Annotated in this window: 23 protein-coding genes; 18 read left to right on the forward strand and 5 right to left on the reverse strand. The window is 63.5% G+C overall.

The features are described 5' to 3' along the window. Positions 1–161 precede the first annotated feature (161 nt). From N551_RS0127260 to N551_RS0127305, 10 genes are all read left to right on the forward strand, one after another. The gene (locus tag N551_RS0127260) at positions 162–1,826 is read left to right on the forward strand and encodes an acetolactate synthase large subunit (protein WP_027569615.1); all 1,665 of its coding nucleotides are present in this window, start codon (positions 162–164) and stop codon (positions 1,824–1,826) included. A 229-nt stretch (positions 1,827–2,055) separates the two neighbouring features. Continuing rightward, positions 2,056–2,403, forward strand: a complete 348-nt coding sequence (locus N551_RS0127265; RefSeq protein ID WP_027569616.1) for a Lin0512 family protein — start codon at positions 2,056–2,058, stop codon at positions 2,401–2,403. A gap of 4 nt (positions 2,404–2,407) precedes the next feature. Next, complete coding sequence (locus N551_RS0127270) at positions 2,408–3,100, forward strand: GNAT family N-acetyltransferase (protein WP_027569617.1); 693 nt, start codon at positions 2,408–2,410, stop codon at positions 3,098–3,100. A 74-nt stretch (positions 3,101–3,174) separates the two neighbouring features. Continuing rightward, positions 3,175–4,359, forward strand: coding sequence for a serine hydrolase (locus tag N551_RS0127275; RefSeq protein ID WP_027569618.1), 1,185 nt, complete (start codon positions 3,175–3,177; stop codon positions 4,357–4,359). A gap of 97 nt (positions 4,360–4,456) precedes the next feature. Then, on the forward strand, positions 4,457–4,666 hold the full coding sequence (locus N551_RS0127280; RefSeq protein ID WP_027569619.1) for a DUF2892 domain-containing protein: 210 nt from the start codon (positions 4,457–4,459) through the stop codon (positions 4,664–4,666). Continuing rightward, positions 4,663–5,184: an RNA polymerase sigma factor gene (locus tag N551_RS0127285; protein ID WP_027569620.1), complete on the forward strand. Its 522-nt coding sequence runs from the start codon at positions 4,663–4,665 to the stop codon at positions 5,182–5,184. Before N551_RS0127280 ends, N551_RS0127285 begins: the two co-directional genes overlap by 4 nt. A 3-nt stretch (positions 5,185–5,187) precedes the next feature. Further along, the gene (locus N551_RS0127290) at positions 5,188–5,535 is read left to right on the forward strand and encodes a carboxymuconolactone decarboxylase family protein (protein ID WP_027569621.1); all 348 of its coding nucleotides are present in this window, start codon (positions 5,188–5,190) and stop codon (positions 5,533–5,535) included. A gap of 25 nt (positions 5,536–5,560) precedes the next feature. Continuing rightward, positions 5,561–6,235: a DUF429 domain-containing protein gene (locus N551_RS0127295; RefSeq protein WP_027569622.1), complete on the forward strand. Its 675-nt coding sequence runs from the start codon at positions 5,561–5,563 to the stop codon at positions 6,233–6,235. 8 nt (positions 6,236–6,243) lie between these two features. Continuing rightward, positions 6,244–6,492, forward strand: coding sequence for a hypothetical protein (locus N551_RS39030; protein ID WP_197031211.1), 249 nt, complete (start codon positions 6,244–6,246; stop codon positions 6,490–6,492). 93 nt (positions 6,493–6,585) lie between these two features. Next, positions 6,586–7,290, forward strand: a complete 705-nt coding sequence (locus N551_RS0127305) for a glutathione S-transferase family protein (RefSeq protein ID WP_027569623.1) — start codon at positions 6,586–6,588, stop codon at positions 7,288–7,290. A 2-nt stretch (positions 7,291–7,292) separates the two neighbouring features. Here N551_RS0127305 and N551_RS0127310 read toward each other — a convergent pair whose 3' ends face one another. The 3 genes from N551_RS0127310 to N551_RS0127320 all read right to left on the reverse strand — a co-directional run bounded on the left by N551_RS0127310 (position 7,293) and on the right by N551_RS0127320 (position 9,299). After that, on the reverse strand, positions 7,293–8,075 hold the full coding sequence (locus tag N551_RS0127310) for a sulfite exporter TauE/SafE family protein (RefSeq protein WP_027569624.1): 783 nt from the start codon (positions 8,073–8,075) through the stop codon (positions 7,293–7,295). 3 nt (positions 8,076–8,078) lie between these two features. Next, positions 8,079–8,711 (reverse strand): TetR/AcrR family transcriptional regulator, encoded by a 633-nt coding sequence (locus N551_RS0127315; RefSeq protein ID WP_027569625.1) that lies wholly within the window; start codon positions 8,709–8,711, stop codon positions 8,079–8,081. Between the two features lie 216 nt (positions 8,712–8,927). Further along, complete coding sequence (locus tag N551_RS0127320) at positions 8,928–9,299, reverse strand: tRNA-binding protein (protein WP_027569626.1); 372 nt, start codon at positions 9,297–9,299, stop codon at positions 8,928–8,930. Positions 9,300–9,404: 105 nt separating this feature from the next. Here N551_RS0127320 and N551_RS0127325 point away from each other — a divergent pair, with 105 nt between their 5' ends. Then, positions 9,405–9,758: an ArsC family reductase gene (locus tag N551_RS0127325; protein WP_027569627.1), complete on the forward strand. Its 354-nt coding sequence runs from the start codon at positions 9,405–9,407 to the stop codon at positions 9,756–9,758. Positions 9,759–9,797: 39 nt separating this feature from the next. Here the strand turns inward: N551_RS0127325 and N551_RS0127330 are convergent, their stop codons facing one another. Beyond that, on the reverse strand, positions 9,798–10,445 hold the full coding sequence (locus N551_RS0127330) for a PAS domain-containing protein (RefSeq protein ID WP_051462925.1): 648 nt from the start codon (positions 10,443–10,445) through the stop codon (positions 9,798–9,800). 371 nt (positions 10,446–10,816) lie between these two features. Here N551_RS0127330 and N551_RS0127335 point away from each other — a divergent pair, with 371 nt between their 5' ends. The 7 genes from N551_RS0127335 to N551_RS0127365 all read left to right on the forward strand — a co-directional run bounded on the left by N551_RS0127335 (position 10,817) and on the right by N551_RS0127365 (position 17,306). Then, positions 10,817–11,572: an ABC transporter ATP-binding protein gene (locus N551_RS0127335; protein ID WP_027569629.1), complete on the forward strand. Its 756-nt coding sequence runs from the start codon at positions 10,817–10,819 to the stop codon at positions 11,570–11,572. Next, positions 11,565–12,311, forward strand: coding sequence for an ABC transporter ATP-binding protein (locus N551_RS0127340; RefSeq protein WP_027569630.1), 747 nt, complete (start codon positions 11,565–11,567; stop codon positions 12,309–12,311). Before N551_RS0127335 ends, N551_RS0127340 begins: the two co-directional genes overlap by 8 nt. A 33-nt stretch (positions 12,312–12,344) precedes the next feature. Continuing rightward, positions 12,345–13,568, forward strand: coding sequence for an ABC transporter substrate-binding protein (locus N551_RS0127345; protein WP_027569631.1), 1,224 nt, complete (start codon positions 12,345–12,347; stop codon positions 13,566–13,568). A 72-nt stretch (positions 13,569–13,640) separates the two neighbouring features. After that, positions 13,641–14,504 (forward strand): branched-chain amino acid ABC transporter permease, encoded by an 864-nt coding sequence (locus N551_RS0127350; RefSeq protein WP_027569632.1) that lies wholly within the window; start codon positions 13,641–13,643, stop codon positions 14,502–14,504. Between the two features lies 1 nt (position 14,505). After that, positions 14,506–15,474 carry a branched-chain amino acid ABC transporter permease gene (locus N551_RS0127355; RefSeq protein WP_007592084.1) on the forward strand — a complete coding sequence of 323 codons (969 nt, stop codon included), beginning with the start codon at positions 14,506–14,508 and terminating at the stop codon, positions 15,472–15,474. 163 nt (positions 15,475–15,637) lie between these two features. Continuing rightward, complete coding sequence (locus N551_RS0127360; RefSeq protein ID WP_027517485.1) at positions 15,638–16,282, forward strand: DUF47 domain-containing protein; 645 nt, start codon at positions 15,638–15,640, stop codon at positions 16,280–16,282. A 16-nt stretch (positions 16,283–16,298) separates the two neighbouring features. Next, positions 16,299–17,306 (forward strand): inorganic phosphate transporter, encoded by a 1,008-nt coding sequence (locus N551_RS0127365; RefSeq protein ID WP_027569633.1) that lies wholly within the window; start codon positions 16,299–16,301, stop codon positions 17,304–17,306. Here the strand turns inward: N551_RS0127365 and sugE are convergent. Continuing rightward, positions 17,299–17,613, reverse strand: coding sequence for a quaternary ammonium compound efflux SMR transporter SugE (sugE, locus tag N551_RS0127370; protein WP_027569634.1), 315 nt, complete (start codon positions 17,611–17,613; stop codon positions 17,299–17,301). The two genes, N551_RS0127365 and sugE, sit on opposite strands and share 8 nt — an antisense overlap. Between the last annotated feature and the right edge of the window lie 66 nt (positions 17,614–17,679).

The following is a 17,679-nucleotide window of genomic DNA, read 5'->3' on the forward strand; positions in this document are numbered from 1 at the left end:
GAGAGCGGAGAATGCGGCGGCCAGTTGCTCCGTCGCTGCGCTGGCGATGACAGGGCTGATGCAGTTGCGCGCCTCTTTGTGAGTTGTGCCCGCGCCGCGGACCGTTACCATGCGCCGGCTGCCGTGGAACACGGGAGCCGACATTGTGACCGGGAGGCGACATGAGTGGGCAGGAACGCAAAGCCAAAGGATCGGACCTGTTTGTCGCGGCGCTGGAGAACGAAGGTGTCGATCGCATCTTCGGCGTGCCAGGCGAGGAGAATCTCGATCTGGTGCAATCGCTCCGCACCTCCAAAATCGAACTGATCCTGACCCGTCACGAGCAGGCCGCCGCCTTCATGGCCGCGACGCACGGGCGGCTGACCGGCAAGCCCGGAGTTTGTCTTTCGACGCTCGGCCCGGGCGCGCTCAATCTGTCGACGGGCGCGGCATATGCGCATCTTGGCGCGATGCCGATGATCTTGATCACCGGCCAGAAGCCGATCATGAGCAGCCGGCAGGCGCGTTTCCAGATCGTCGATGTGGTCGCCACCATGAAGCCGCTGACGAAACTGTCGCGGCAGATCATCAGCGCCTCCAGCATCCCGACCGTGGTCCGCGACGCGTTTCGCGTGGCGATGGAGGAGCGGCCGGGGCCGGTGCATCTCGAACTGCCCGAGGACATCGCGGGCGATGAAGTGCCTGATGTCCCGGTGATCCCGGTTCATCCGATCGATATCCCAGTCGCCCATCGCGCCGCGCTCGACCGCGCCGCCGAGATGATCTTGGCCGCGAAGCATCCGCTGGTGATGATGGGCGCTGCGACCAGCCGGCCGCGCGCGACCCACGGCATCGCCAGCTTCGTGCGGCGGACCGGCATTCCCTTCTTCACCACGCAGATGGGGAAGGGCACGGTGCCCGGCGGCACCAATCTCTACATGGGCACCGCCGCGCTGTCCGAGCGCGACTACGTTCATGACGCGATCGACGCCGCCGACCTGATCGTCGCGATCGGCCACGACCCGATCGAGAAGCCGCCCTTCATCATGGGACCGTCGGGTCCGAAGGTGATTCACGTCAGCTACACGCCGGCCAGCGTCGAGCTGGTCTATTTTCCCGATGCGGAAGTCGTCGGCGACGTCGGCCCGAGCCTGGAACTGCTCGCCGACCGGCTCGAAGGCAAGTTGCCGCAAGCCGCCGCGCTGCTGCCGCTGCGCGAAAGGATTCTCTCGCATATCGCCGACCGCGCCACCGAAGCGCGCTGGCCGCCGACGCCGCAACGCATCGTGCACGACATCCGGCAGGTCATTCCGGAAAACGGCATCGTCGCGCTCGACAACGGCATGTACAAGATCTGGTTCGCGCGCAACTACCGCATCCGTGTCGCCAACACGCTGCTGCTCGACAATGCGCTGGCGACGATGGGCGCCGGCCTGCCGTCGGCGATGATGGCCGCGATGCTCTATCCGGAGCGCCGCGTGCTCGCGGTCGCCGGCGACGGCGGCTTCATGATGAACAGCCAGGAGATGGAGACCGCCGTCCGCCTCAAGCTCAATCTGGTCGTGCTGGTGCTCGAGGACAACGCCTACGGCATAATCCGCTGGAAACAGGCCGTCGATCACTTCGCCGATTTCGGCATGACCTTTGGCAATCCCGATTTCGTCTTGTACGCGAAAGCCTATGGGGCGAAGGGACATCGGATCGAGAGCATCGATAGTTTTGCCGCGACGCTGGATGCCGCCTTCAAGGAGGGCGGCGTGCATCTGGTCGTGATCCCGATCGATTATTCGGAGAATGTGCGGGTGCTGGTCGACGAATTGCGCGCGCATGAGAAGGCGAAGGCGTGAGTTTGTGCGATCTCGTGCCCCGGACGCTGCGCAGCGCTCCTTCAGCGATGCGCTGCAGAGCCGGGGCCCATGCATCCGAGAACTCTGTAGCGTTCTGGGTCCCGGCTCTGCGCAGCAACGCTAAGGCGTTGCAGCGCGTCCGGGACACGAGAGGAGCGATCGCACTTGTGTCGCGATCACCGATCGCCGACATTCGCAACAATTACTCAACCAACCACAGGATAAAGACATGGCTCGCGTTCGCTGTATCACCGAGATGGGCATGGGCGTCGACGTCCACGGCAGGGACGCCACCAAGGCGGCGAGGCGTGCCGTCTCTGATGCGATCAGGCATTCGAGCCTCGGCTTCTTCCGGATGATCGACAAGACTGCGAACGACATGTTCGTAGACGTCACGATCGCAGTGCCGAATCCGGAAAGCGTCGACAAGGACGCGGTCGCGAAGGAGCTGCCTTACGGCACTGTCACCGTCAACGCGGTGAAGGGCGGCCTGGAGATTCCCTCGGCCCCGGAACAGGGCAACGATCCCATTCTCATCGCCAATGCTGCCGTCATCGTCAGCTTCGACAAGGACTAGACCGGTGTCCGATCATGATGAGCGGCTGCTGGATCGCCCGATCTGGAGCGCGCTGACGACCAGCCACAAACATCTGGCCGAGGGTGGCCCGCGAGCGCTGCGCTATCCGGTGGACGTGACGCCCTTTGCCGACATGGTCGACTTGTCCGAGGCGAGCTTCGCCGCGCTCCGTGATCTCCTGTCGGGCCCGCAGGTCGCCGCGCTGTTCACACCGGACGCCGTCGACGTTCCCGCAGGTTTCAAAGTCGTGCTGGCCGGACCCTGCGAGCAGATGATCGGCTCTCCGGTCGACAGTCCGCTTCGCGATGCCGAGATCGTTCGACTGGGTGCGGCCGACGTTCCCGCCATGATGGCGCTGACGGAGTTGACCAAGCCCGGTCCATTCGCGCGGCGCACCCACGAACTCGGGACGTTCCTCGGCATCCGTGCCGGCGGCGAATTGGTCGCGATGGCCGGCGAGCGCATGAAGCCGGGAAATTTCGTCGAGATGACGGCCGTCTGCGTCCACCCCGACCATCGCGGGCGGGGCTACGCGCAGGCGCTGCTGGCGGCTGTCGCACGCCAGATCGAGGCGCGCGGCGAAATTCCGTTCCTGCACGTGTTTTCGAGCAACTCGTCGGCCATCGCGCTGTACCAGCGGCAGGGGATGCGGACTCGGCGCCGCCTGCACGTCACCGCGTTCATGAAGCAGGAATGAGCTGCGCCGTCCGGTCAGGCTTCATATCCGGCGAATTCACGCTATACCGATCCCAGCCATCATTGGGGAAACACATGGACGCCAGAACACCTGATTTTTCCGCCGCGCGGACGGCAATGCAGCGTTACGTCGATCAGGAGATCATTCCGGGTGCATCCTGGGCGGTGCTGCGGGGCCGCGAGGTCGTCGATCAGCAGTGCGTCGGTTTTGCCGACCGCGAGGCGAGCACCGCGCTGCGGCCCGATCACATTTTTCGTGCGTTTTCCAACACCAAGATCTTCGTCACCTGCGCGGTCATGCTGCTGGTCGAGGAGGGCCGCATCGGGCTCGATGACGTTGTCGAGAAATTCCTGCCGCAACTCGGCAATCGCAAGGTTCTGAAGCCGGGCGCTTTGGGCCTTGCCGACGTCGAGCCTGCGAAAAGCCCGATCACGATCCGGCAGCTTCTGACCCATACCTCCGGCCTCAGCTACGGCATCTTCGATCCCGGTATGGTGCTGTTCAAAGGCTATAACGAGGCGCGCGTTCTCAATCCGTTGACGCCGCTGACCGACATGATCGACCAGCTCGCCGATCTGCCGCTGTCCTTTCATCCCGGCGCTTCCTGGGAGTATTCGGTTGCGACCGACGTGCTCGGGCGCGTCGTGGAGGTGGTCTCCGGCAAGCCGCTCGACGCCGTCCTCAAGGCGCGCATCTTCGAGCCGCTCGGCATGACCGACACCGGCTTCCACGTGCCGGACGCGCAGCAGGGCAGGCTGGTCGCGCTCTACAACGGCACGGATGTGCTCGATCCCCTCAAGCCCGGCCTCACCCGGGCCGACGACCTGCCTTATCCGCAGGCCTATCGGCGGCAATTCCCGCGGCTGTCGGGCGGCGGCGGACTGGTCTCGACCTTGCCCGACATGCTTGCTCTGGCCCGCGCGCTGCTCCCGGGCTCGGATGCTCTGCTGAAGCCGGAGACGCTGCGGCAGATGATGACGAACCAGTTGCCCGCCGGCGAGAACATCCGCTTCGCCAATCTCGGCCCGATCCCCGGCAAGGGCTTTGGCCTCGGCGGCGCCGTCACCTTCGCGCCGATGCCGTTCGATCCTTCGAATTCGACCGGCGAATTCCAGTGGGGCGGCCTTGCGGGCACCCATTGGTGGATATGCCCGCAGGCCAATACCGCCGGTGTGCTGATGACGCAGCGCTACATGGGCTTCTGGAATCCGTTCTTCTTCGAATTCAAGCGTCTGGCCTATCAGGCCGTCGGAGGCTGATCGCGAAAAAAATTGCACTTGCCGCGAATCCTTTCCGCTCGTCGCACACTCTCTTGAGGGTCGAGGCATTTTGCTTCGGCTCGTCTCGGAGGATGTGATGGCATTTTACAGGAAGAACATCGGCGGCCTGCATCAGGCCGTGCGGATCGCCTTTGGCGTCGCGGTGGCCGTCGCGGCATTCGTGTACCTGACCGGCGCCGCGGCCTGGCTGGTGGCTCTCGGCGGCGCCGGCTTCGCACTGACCGGCCTCGTCGGCTATTGTCCGATGTGCGCGATGGCCGGCATCGGAAGAGGAGGCGTGTCGTGAGCGCCGCTGGGATCTCGCCGGACCTGTTCGAGGCCGCGCGCCTCGGCGATCCCCAGGCGATCGCGTCTCTGCTCGAGACGGCGCAGCCGAACATCCGCCGCTATGCCCGCGCCACCTGTCGCAGCTCGGCGGATGCCGAGGATGCGACGCAGGAGGCGCTATGGATCCTGTTTCGCCATGTCGGCACGATCCGCTCGTGGCTGGCGTTTTCGGCCTGGCTGTTCAGTGTGGTCCGCCGCGAATGCCTGCGGCTCGCCCGTAAGGCAGGCCTCGCGTCGGCGAGCGACGACGGAGAAGCGGAGGCGCTGCTGCTGTTGCGTCCTGAAGCCGATTTGCGGCTCGACGTCGCGGCGGCCTTCGAGGCACTGCCGCCGCACTACCGCGATGTCGCGCTGATGCGCGACGTCAAGGAAATGACCATCGACGAAATCGCCGTCGCACTCGGTGCGACCCGGCAGGCCGTGAAAGCACGCCTGCATCGCGCCCGCGCCCTGCTGCGCGAATATCTGACGAGGTGAGCCATGACCTGTTATCAAAGCCCTGACGATCTGAAATCCGTCCCGGCCTTGGTGGCGCTCGCGCCGGTCGAGGCCAACGCGTTCCTTGCGTTCAACCACGCGGTCGAGCGCAAGGACGGATTGATTCCGCCAAAATATCGCGAGCTGATCTCGCTCGCGGTCGCGCTCACCACGCAATGCGCCTATTGCCTCGATGTGCACACGGCGCAGGCGGCGAAGGCCGGTGTAACGCGCGAAGAAATCGCGGAAGCCGCGCTGATTGCGGCGGCGGTTCGCGCCGGCGGCACGCTCGGCCATGCGTTGCTGGCGCAGCGCCTGTTCGAGCAGCACCGGGGCGAGGGACCGGGATAGAGGAGCGGGCGGATGTCCGTCAGGGATCAGGAAATGGCCAAACTATCTCGGCCTTGACGGATTTCGCTTCGGCTGGGTCGCCGCCTGGATCGACGACCGCGGCAATCACGCGTTCGATTATTCGCCGGGTCTCGTGCGGCTGCTTGCGCTGCCGCATGCCCGGGCGATGATCGACATGCCGATCGGCTTGAAATGGAGCGGATATCGCATCTGCGATTTGCGCGCGCGCGAGCTCGTCGGTGCTGCCGTGTTTCTCGGCGCGCGCCGCGACCTCTGGAAATTTGCCGACATGGCCGCAGCTAACCGTCACTACTGGGAGTGCGAGGGCAAGGGCAGGGGCGTGTCAGCGCAGCTCTGGAACATCAGGGACAAGATCAGGGATGCCGACGAGATCATGACGCCGACGCGGCAGACGACGATCGGCGAAGCGCATCCGGAATTGATTTTCTGGAATCTCGCTGGGCGGGCCCGGCTTGCAAAGAAGACGTCTGCAGAGGGCCGGGAGCAGCGCATCGCACTCCTGCAGCAGCGCGGCTTCGTGCGCTTGCCGACATGGCTGAATCAACGACACGGCACGGGCATCGGCCGTGACGATCTCATCGACGCCTGTGCCTGCGCGATCGCGGCACGCGACAGCACGGAGCGGTTCGGCGGGGAGCAGACCGACCCGCGGGGCTTGCGGATGGAGATCAATTATTGAGGCTACCGATGAGGACGATTCGGGAAAAAGCTGCAATTTATTTGAAGCTTGCAGGAACAGACGATGGCCGGCCCGCGTTCCTCGTGCGAACCGAACAGGGAGAAGCTCGTCCGATGAGGGATGCCAGTCAGTTCGCGACGGCGATGCTCGCACTCGTCTTCACCGGAGCGCTGCTCGTCACCGGCCAGCTCTTCATCGAGCAACGCGCACAGCGCGACGTGATGCACGCCACCAACCATTTGCTGCGGCCGTTGTGAACTGTGCGGGAAAATGATCTGACCACTCGACCTTGCGTCGTTCGTCCGCTGGCCTAGACTAGGCGGCATCTCATGAACGAAGCCGGGGTCCTGATGTCCGATCTGTCCGCCTTTCCCATCACCAAGCGCTGGCCGGCCAAGCACCCGGAGCTGCTCCAGCTCTATTCGCTGCCGACGCCGAACGGCGTCAAGGTCTCGATCATGCTGGAAGAGATCGGGCTTCCCTACGAAGTCCATCTCGTCGATTTCGGCAAGGACGACCAGAAGACGCCGGAGTTCCTCTCGCTCAATCCGAACGGCAAGATCCCGGCGATCCTCGATCCCGATGGTCCCGGCGGCAGGCCGCTGCCGCTATTCGAATCCGGAGCGATCCTGCAATACCTCGCGGAGAAGACCGGCAAGCTGCTGCCGCAGGATGCCTCGCGCCGTTACCAGACCATCCAGTGGCTGCATTTCCAGATGGGCGGCATCGGGCCGATGTTCGGCCAGGTCGGCTTTTTCCACAAATTCGCCGGCAAGGACTTCGAGGACAAGCGGCCGCTCGAGCGCTATGTGGGCGAGGCCAAGCGGCTGCTCGGGGTGATGGAGATGCATCTTGCCGGTCGGCAATGGTTCATGGACGACGACTACACCATCGCCGACATCTCCATGCTCGGCTGGGTGCGCAATCTCATCGGTTTCTACGGCGCCGGCGATCTCGTCGAGTTCAGCCAGTTCAAATCCGTCGCCGCCTGGCTCGAACGCGGGCTGGCGCGTCGGGCGGTCGAGCGCGGGCTCAACATTCCGAAGCGGCCGTAAGATCAGGTTAGCGCCTTGTGGGTCATGTAGAGCGCCATCAGCAGGATGACGGCGATCATGACCCGGCGCAGCACCGATTTGCTGACGCGATTGGCTGCGCGCGCACCGAGATCAGTGCCGACCCAGAGGCCGGCAAGAATGCCGATGATGGCGGGCCAACCGACCATGAGTCCCTTGCTCCAGTAGATCCCGGCGGCCGGAATATTGGTCGGGATGACTGAGAAGACGAGGCTGACGAGCTGCGCCTGGTGCTGCGGCACCCGCAGGCCCGCCGCGAGCCCGACGGTGATCGCCAGCCCGCCGCCGATACCCATGAAGCCGGAGGAAAATCCGGCAAGCATGCCGATGAGGAGCAGCGGCAGCCAGGGCAGCTCGTCTCGGTCGGCGGTCTTATTGTTTTCCTCCTCGCGGTCGCGGCGCAGGATCAGGAGAGCGATCAGCGCGACGAGATAGACGACGTAGGTCCATTGCAACACCGAGTCGGAGACTGCGGCCGCAGCGTAGCCGCCGCCGGCGCCGCCGAAGAGAAAGCCGATGCCGATCCAGACGATCCACAGCAAGGGACTGCGATTGCCGCTCTGCCAATAGCGGCGAACGCCCGCGAGTCCGGTCGGTGGAACCTGCGTGATCAGCGACGTGCCCTGGGCGATGTGTTGCTCGGCGCCGAGCAGCAGGACGCTGAAGATCACGAGACCGCCTCCGGGACTTGTGCCCATGAAGCCCGATGTCAGCCCGCCGATAAGGCCGACACCAATGCCTGCGAGCAGGTCATGGATCCATGACATCGCTCAGCTCCTGGTCCGTCGCTTGACGTCGGCCTTCGTGATGCGAAATCCATCTATCACGCCGGTCACGGCCGCCATGCAGGCCTCGATGTCAAAATCCTGGCCCCAGCATTTTTGCAGCACAAAGCCCTGGAAGATCGCGATCAGCACGCGCGCGATCGCTTCCGCACCGAGATCGCGCTTGATGAGGCCGTCATGCTGGCCACGCTCGACCAGCGCGACAATCAGGGCGCGCGGCATGTCGATGCCTTCTACGACGCTGGTGCGGACGCGGCGGTTGCGCAGGGCCTCGGCCCAGCCGTGGATGCCGACACGGCGGCGCGCTTCGCCGGCGGGGTCGGTGAGCCATTGCGCGTAGACGCCGACCAGCGCGTGAAGTCCTTCGATCGGATCGCCCGATCCTTGCGCGACCGAGTTGAGCACGGCCTCGCGCCGGTGCCGGTCGTCGGCGAGTGCCTCGATCAGATCGTCCTTGCTCTGGAAGTAGAGATAGACCGCACCATGGCTCAGCCCCGACCGTTTGACGATGTCGGCCATCCCGGTCTGGTGAAAACCGTCCTCAGCGAAGCAGGCGAGGGCGGCTTCGAGAATCTGCTGCCGGCGGCCTTCACGTTGCTTGTCGCTGATCTTGGGCATCCGGCCATCCATAAATAACTGACAGCTCGATCGTTTTAGTCGCTCTGCGGGCTAAGGACCCAAGAGCGCTGATCAATATAAAAAACGATCGGTCAGTCATTTTTATTACCGAACTGGATCCCGGTCAACCCCGACAACCCGGACCGGGACACAGGCGGAGCGAATCGTTAAGGAGCGTCGCCGGCGGCCTGAAGAACCGCCCTCGATCGCGCGGGGCTAGAACAGCCGTCCGCCGTTCGGCACGGGCTTGCTCGGCTGCACCAGCACGACCTTGCCGCTGGCATCAGGGAAACCGAGAGTCAGCACCTCCGAGACAACAGGGCCGATCTGGCGCGGCGGGAAATTCACGACCGCAGCCACCTGTTGGCCCACCAGCGTTTCAAGCGGATGGTTTTCGGTGATCTGCGCAGAGCTCTTGCGCACGCCGATCGCGGGACCGAAGTCGATCCACAGCCGCCAGGCCGGCTTGCGCGCCTCCGGGAACGGCTTTGCATCGATGATGGTGCCGACGCGGATATCGACCGCAAGGAAGGTGTCGAAGTCGATGGTCGGCGATGCGGTCGCGGCTGGATCGTGGGTGACGTGCATGGAGTGTCCGTCCGAAGAGCTGGCATCATTCGCAATATTGTCGTGCGAACTGGAGTTGCGTACAACGCCGGAGCATTACGCTGCGACGCATGCGCGAGGACTGTCTTGCCCAACATCATCTACGGCATCAAGAACTGCGACACCATGAAGAAGGCGCGCGCCTGGCTCGACACCCATGGCGTCGCCTACACGTTCCACGACTACAAGGCGACGGGGGTGGAGAAGGACAAGCTCAAGCAGTGGAGCGACAAGGTCGGTTGGGAGACGCTGCTCAATCGCGCCGGAACGACCTTCAAGAAGCTGCCCGATGCCGACAAGGAAGGCCTTTCGGAGAAAAAGGCGCTGGCGTTGATGCTAGCGCAACCATCGATGATCAAGCGGCCGGTGCTTGAAGTTGGCGGCAAGCTGCTGGTCGGCTTCAAGCCGGACGTCTATGCCAAGGAAGTCACGACCAAGTAAGTCACGACCAAGGAAGCCGCCGCCAAATCGCGCTGACCGCTAGTTCAGCTCGATGATCTCGGTGGGAACGCCGGAGCTCTGCTGGTCCGCGAACTCGACCAACTCGGCCGGCGCGATGCGGCCGGGGGTGCGATGGAACAGGTCCCGATCGATCACCGCGCGCAATCTCGAGCGCGGCAGCGCGTCATTTCCGCGCATCAGATTCTTGATCTCGAAGCCGCCGTCCTCGCAGAAGGTCTTGAGCGACGCGATGATGTGACAGACCTTGCCGTCGGTCTGGAACGGCAGCAGCAGGCGCTCATAGGCGACGATACGGCCGTAGATGTCATCGACGTCGGCAACGCTGTAGACAGGCAGCCCGCGCGCCACGCATTCATGATAGACCGGCATCACCAGGGGCGCGAGACGCGGCCCGATATAGTCGTCGAGCAGAGCGCCCTTGCCGGTGTGTCCATAGGCCCGCGAGATGCGCGTACCTTCGCTCTGAATGGTCAGACGCGGCGTCGGCGTCGACATGTCCACTGTATAATAGATCAGATCGGAGAGCTCTTCCTCGAGCCGCGCAGGCTGGTACTCCCAGATCGACGGAGCCGTCTGCTGGCGCCCATAAAGCCGCAGCCACGTGTTCAGGAGATCACGTTGCTTGATCGACTTGACCACGGAAGGAGCCGCGCTTGCAAAATCCAAGGCAATATTCCCGACGAAAAGAAATTCCGGACGCTTGAAACCCGCGCATGATCCTCACTGCGGGAAAATTTTCCATGAAGGCTGGCGCATGGAACGAAAGACCGTTAACGACGGCTTGATGACCGGCGCTTTGCGAACCGGGAAGCCGGGCAGGCGCGACATCAAAACACGTCCGACTAAGGGAGCATAAGTCTCCCGGCCGGAGGCCTGACCTGCTCAGCTTTCCGCCTTGCCTAACCCCCGTCACCTCCGGCATATTCCGCGCCCGGAGGCGGCGTTCCGGATGGGCTCCAGGGAGTGGCTCCAAGGCCTCCGGAAAGCCGAAGCAACAAGGATAGCCACGCGCGTTGTGCGGGCAGGGGGAAAACTGTTTGACCGATGAGTTCATTCTCGAAACGGAAGGCTTGACCAAGGAGTTCGCGGGCTTCTTCGCCGTCCGCGACGTTGCGCTCAAGGTTCGCCGTGGGAGCATTCACGCGTTGATCGGCCCGAACGGCGCCGGGAAGACGACGTGCTTCAATCTTTTGACCAAGTTCCTCAAACCGTCTGCCGGAAAAATCCTGTACAAGGGGCAGGACATCACCGCGATGGCGCCCGCCGACGTGGCCCGCCTGGGGCTCGTGCGCTCGTTCCAGATTTCGGCAGTATTTCCCCATCTCACCGCGCTGGAAAACGTCCGCGTCGCGCTTCAGCGCCAGCACGGCAGCTCTTTCGATTTCTGGCGCTCAAAGTCCGTGCTCAACCAGTTCAACGATCGCGCGCGCGAGCTGTTGAACGATGTCGGCCTCAGCGAGTTTTCCAATACGCCCGCGGTCGAGATGCCCTACGGGCGCAAGCGCGCACTGGAGATCGCAACCACGCTCGCGCTCGACCCCGAGATGATGCTGCTGGACGAGCCGATGGCCGGCATGGGCCACGAGGACATCGATAAGATCGCGGCGCTGATCAAGCGCATCTCCGCGAAATACACCATCCTGATGGTTGAGCATAATCTGAGCGTCGTGGCCAATCTCTCCGACATCATCACCGTGTTGACGCGCGGACAGGTGCTGGCGCAGGGCCATTACAGCGAGCTCACCAAGGACGAACGCGTCAAGGAAGCCTATCTGGGAGCCGGTCATGGCTGAGACTGCGACGGCGGACGCTCCCGCAAAGGCCGCGAGCGGCGGCAACCTGCTCCAGGTCCGCAACCTGGAAGCCTGGTACGGCGAGTCTCACATCCTGCACGGGATCAACTTCGACGTGAACGCGGGCGAGGTCGTCACCCTGCTCGGGCGCAACGGCGCCGGCAAGACCACCACGCTGAAGTCGATCATGGGCATCATCGGCAAGCGCACCGGCTCGGTGAAGTTCAACAACCAGGACATCATCCGCACGACCTCGGACAAGATCGCGCGGATGGGAATCGCGTTCTGCCCGGAGGAGCGTGGAATTTTCGCCAGCCTCGACGTGCGGGAGAACCTGCTGTTGCCACCGGTGGTGCGTCCCGGCGGATTGCCGCTCGAGCAGATCTTCGATCTGTTTCCGAACCTGAAGGAACGGCTCAACAGCCAGGGAACCAAGCTCTCCGGCGGCGAGCAGCAGATGCTTGCGATCGCGCGCATCCTGCGCACCGGCGCGAACTTCCTGATGCTGGACGAGCCGACCGAGGGTCTCGCGCCAGTCATTATCCAGCAGATCGGCCACACCATTGCGCGGCTCAAGAAGGAGGGTTTTACGATCCTCCTGGTCGAGCAGAACTTCCGGTTCGCATCCACCGTCGCCGACCGCTATTACGTGGTCGAGCACGGCAAGATCATTGACGGATTTTCCAATGCGGAGCTTGCCGCCAACATGGACAAGCTCCACACCTATCTCGGCGTCTAGAACGGCCAACAAGAAGATTCATAGGGAAGTAGCATGATGACAAAGTCGATTGCGTCGTTTCTGCTCGGCACGGCGCTGGCCGTGACCACCGCGGGCGTAGCCTTCGCGCAGGACAAGACCGTCAAGATCGGCGCGCTGTCCGATCAGTCCGGGCTCTATGCCGATCTCGGCGGACCGGGCTCGACGCTCGCCGCGCAGATGGCCATTGAAGATTCCGGTCTGGCTGCGAAGGGCTGGAAGATCGACATCATTTCGGGTGATCACCAGAACAAGCCCGACATCGGCACCGCGATCGCGCGGCAATGGTTCGACGTCGACAAGGTCGACGTCATCGTCGACGTGCCGAATTCCGGCGTGGCGCTCGCGGTCAACAACGTCATCAAGGAAAAGAACGGCGTCTATATCAACTCGGGCGCGGCGACCTCGGATTTGACCAACGCGCAGTGCTCACCCAACACGGTGCACTGGACCTACGACACCTACATGCTGGCCCACACCACCGGCCAGGCGCTGGTGAAGGCCGGCGGCGACACCTGGTTCTTCCTGACCGCGGACTACGCCTTCGGCGCGGCGCTGGAGCGCGACACCACCGCTGTCGTTACCGCAAATGGCGGCAAGGTGGTCGGCGGCGTCAAGCACCCGCTCAACACGCCGGACTTCTCGTCCTTCCTGCTGCAGGCGCAGGCCTCCAAGGCCAAGATCATCGGCCTTGCCAATGCCGGCGGCGACACCACCAACACGATCAAGCAGGCGGCCGAGTTCGGCATCGTCAAGGGCGGCCAGAAGCTCGCAGCGCTGCTGCTGTTCCTCACCGACGTCAAGGCGATCGGGCTCGAGACCGCACAGGGCCTCAACTTCACCGAGACCTTCTACTGGGACATGAACGATCAGACCCGGGCGTTCTCGAAGCGCTTCGCCGACAAGATGAAGAACAACGCGCCGCCCACCATGGTGCAGGCCGGCGTCTATGCGGGCGTGCGTCACTATTTCAAGGCACTGGAAGCGCTCGGCGGCAACCCGCATGACGGCGCCAAGGTCGTCGAGAAGATGAAATCGATGCCGACGGAAGACGATCTGTTCGGCAAGGGCGAGATCCAGCCCAACGGCCGCACCATCCACAATGCCTATCTGTTCGAGGTGAAGAAGCCCTCCGAGTCCAAGGGACCGTGGGATTTCTACAAGCTGGTCGGCACGGTGCCGGGCGACCAGGCCTTCACGCCGCTGTCCGAGAGCAAGTGCGCTCTGTTGAAGAAGTAAGATAACCGCCCGCAGGCCATCTGGCCTGCGGGCGACTTTCAGGGAACGCCGAAGGGACCGGGTGCGGGATCGATGCAGGCTCTTTACGCTCAGCTACTGGTGGGACTGATCAACGGCTCGTTCTACGCGCTGCTCAGTCTCGGGCTTGCCGTGATCTTCGGCATGCTCAACATCATCAATTTCGCCCATGGCGCGCTCTATATGATGGGCGCGTTCGTCGCCTACTTCCTGCTGAACCTCGGCGGCATCAACTACTGGTGGGCGTTGCTGTTTGCACCGATCATTGTCGGCATCTTCGGCATGATCCTGGAACGAACCATGCTGCAATGGCTGACCGGGCTGGATCATCTCTACGGCCTGCTTCTGACCTTCGGCATTGCGCTGATCGTGCAGGGCGTGTTCCAGAACTATTTCGGCTCCTCCGGCCTGCCTTACGCCATTCCGGACCAGCTCAAGGGCGGCATGAATCTCGGCTTCATGTTCCTGCCGGTCTATCGCGGCTGGGTGGTCATCTTCTCGCTGGTGGTCTGCATCGCGACCTGGTTCCTGATCGAGAAGACCCGGCTCGGCGCCTATTTGCGCGCCGCCACCGAAAACCCGACGCTGGTGCGCGCCTTCGGCGTCAACGTTCCGCGCATGATCACGTTGACCTACGGCCTCGGTGTCGGCCTTGCCGCGCTCGCCGGCGTGCTGTCGGCGCCAATCAACCAGGTGCGACCGCTGATGGGCGCCGACCTCATCATCGTGGTGTTCGCGGTGGTGGTGATCGGCGGCATGGGATCGATCATGGGCTCCATCATCACCGGCTTCGCGCTCGGTGTGATCGAGGGCCTGACCAAATATTTCTACCCCGAGGCCTCCAACACCGTCGTGTTCGTGCTGATGGTGCTGGTGCTCTTGGTGAAGCCAACGGGATTGACGGGAAGGGCGGCCTGACATGACAGCCTTGACGGACGACACGCTGCCGGTAACCCCGCGCGCGATCCGCGACGAGATGATCGTCTTCGTGGTGATGGCGCTGCTGCTGGCTTCGGTGCCATTCACGGGGGTCTACCCGTTCTTCGTGATGCAGGCGCTGTGCTTCGCGCTGCTCGCCTGCGCCTTCAACCTGCTGATCGGCTATGGCGGTTTGCTGTCCTTCGGCCATGCGATGTTCCTGGGCACGGCCGGCTATTGCAGCGCGCATGCGCTGAAGGTGTGGGCGTTGCCGCCGGAGCTCGGCATCCTCGTCGGCGTCGCCGGTGCCTTCGTGCTCTCGCTCATCACGGGCTATATCTCGATCCGCCGCCAGGGCATCTATTTCTCGATGATCACGCTGGCGCTGTCGCAGCTTCTGTACTTCATCTACCTCCAGGCCCCGTTCACCCATGGTGAAGACGGCATCCAGGGCATTCCGCAGGGACGCATGTTCGGCGTCTTCGATCTGACCAAGCCGACCGTGCTCTACTACGTGGTTCTGGTCGGCTTCCTCGCCGGCTTCCTGCTGATCTTCCGCATCATCAACTCGCCGTTCGGCGAGGTCCTCAAGGCGATCCGCGAGAACGAGCCGCGCGCGATCTCGCTGGGTTACCGCACCGATCAGTACAAGTTCCTGGCTTTCGTCCTGTCGGGCACGCTGGCCGGCTTTGCCGGTGCGCTGAAAGTCTTCGTGGCGCAGAACGCCTCGCTTACCGACGTGCACTGGTCGATGTCGGGCGAAGTCGTGCTGATGACGCTGGTCGGCGGACTCGGAACCGTGTTCGGTCCCGTGGTCGGTGCCTTCGTGATCATCGCCATGCAGCAATATCTGGCGGGGTTCGGCCAGTGGGTGACCGTGATCCAGGGCTCGATCTTCGTGATCTGCGTGCTCACCTTCCGCCGCGGCGTCATCGGCGAAATCGCGCATTACTTCCGGCGGTCGCTGTAAGTCATTGATATAATGGAAGATAGGCTGACGCGCGAAAGCGGTGGATGATCCGGCTCCACGGGCGTGAGGTGGCACGCGCGTGGATCGAAAATGGTCTATGACAGTTTCATGACGGCCCGCTCGGGCCAGGCCATTATCCAACCGAACCGGTAGTCTCTCTCCCATGATGCGATTGTTTCGCGCTTTCCTGCCCAAGGAAGAACGGTTCTTCGACCTGTTCGACCGCCACGCCCAGACCGTGATCCAGGGCTCGATCGCGCTCCAGAGCATGCTCAACGGGGGTGAGGAGACGCCGGTCTATTGCCAGCGCGTCAATCAGTTCGAGAACGATGCCGACAACATCACCCGTGAGGTGCTGACCGCGGTGCGCCGCACCTTCATCACCCCGTTCGACCGCGGCGACATCAAGAACCTGATCACCTCGATGGATGACGCCATCGACCAGATGCAGCAGACCGCCAAGGCCGTGATGCTGTTCGAGGTCCGCAGCTTCGAGCCGCCGATGCGGGAGATCGGCGGGCTTCTGATCGAATGCGCCAATCTGGTCGGTCGCGCGCTGCCGCTGATGCAGAAGATCGGCCAGAACGTGGCCATGCTGACCGCGATCACGGAAGAGCTGGGCAAGCTGGAAGGCCGCGTCGACGATCTCCATGATATCGGGCTGAAGGAACTGTTCCTCAAGCATCGCAACGGCAACGCGATGGATTTCATCGTCGGCGCGGAGATCTACGATCATCTCGAGAAGGTGGCCGACCGCTTCGACGACGTCGCGAACGAGATCAACAGCATCGTCATCGAGCAAGTTTAGGGCAGGGGACCGCGCCGTGGATGTTGCGTTGGGTCTTCCCGTCCTGGTCGGACTGATCGCCGTCGCGCTGCTGTTCGACTTCCTGAACGGCCTGCACGACGCCGCCAATTCGATCGCGACCATCGTCTCGACCCGCGTGCTGCGGCCGCAATACGCGGTGTTCTGGGCCGCCTTCTTCAATTTCGTCGCCTTCATGGTGTTCGGGCTGCACGTCGCCCAGACCATCGGCACCGGCATCATCGATCCCGCGATCGTGGATGCCCAGGTGATCTTCGCTGCGCTGGTCGGCGCCATCGTCTGGAACCTGGTGACATGGGCGCTCGGCATCCCATCGTCCTCGTCGCACGCATTGATCGGGGGCTTGTTTGGTGCCGGCGTGGCCAAAGCGGGCCTTTCGGCGGTGGTCTGGAGCGGATTGTCCAAGACGGTGATCGCCATCGTGCTGTCTCCGCTCGTCGGCTTTCTGCTCGCGATGGTGCTGGTTGCGATCGTCTCCTGGGCCTCGGTGCGCTCCACGCCCTTTGCCGTGGATCGCGCCTTCCGCATCCTGCAATTCGCCTCCGCCTCGCTCTATTCGCTCGGCCACGGCGGCAACGACGCGCAGAAGACCATGGGCATCATCGCCGTGCTGCTCTATTCGCAGGGCCAGCTCGGCGGCGAATTCTTCGTCCCCTTCTGGGTGGTGCTTTCGTGCCAGGCCGCAATGGCGATGGGGACGCTGATGGGCGGCTGGCGCATCGTCCGGACCATGGGCCTGCGCATCACCAAGCTGACCCCGATGCAGGGCTTTTGCGCCGAGACCGGCGGTGCCGCGACCCTGTTCATGGCGACCTTCCTCGGCGTTCCCGTCTCGACCACCCACACCATCACCGGCGCCATCGTCGGCGTCGGCGCCGCCCGGCGCCTCTCGGCGGTGCGCTGGAACGTCGCCAGCTCGATCGTCTATGCCTGGGTGATCACGATGCCGGCCTCGGCCATCGTCGCCGCGCTGAGCTGGTGGGCGGTCAAGATCTTCGTCAGGTAACCAGCTTCAGTCCGACAATCCCGGCGACGATCAGCCCGATGCTGGCGAGGCGGAACGCGGTGGCCGGCTCGCCGAACAGGATGATGCCGAGCGTCGCGGTACCGACCGCGCCGATACCGGTCCAGACTGCATAAGCAGTTCCAATCGGCAGCGATTTGAGGGCGAGCCCGAGCAGGATGATGCTGCCGGCCATGGCGCCGAGCGTGAGGACCGACGGAACGAGCTTGGTGAACCCCTCGGTATATTTGAGGCCGATCGCCCAGGAGATCTCCAGCAGACCGGCGACGAACAGGATGCTCCAGGCCATGACGACCCTCCATTCAAGGCAGGGTCGTCCCCGCGACTGGCGTGCTGTGGAAAGGGAAGGTCGTCC

This window comes from Bradyrhizobium sp. URHA0013, assembly GCF_000518345.1.
In the GTDB taxonomy this organism is placed as follows: domain Bacteria; phylum Pseudomonadota; class Alphaproteobacteria; order Rhizobiales; family Xanthobacteraceae; genus Bradyrhizobium.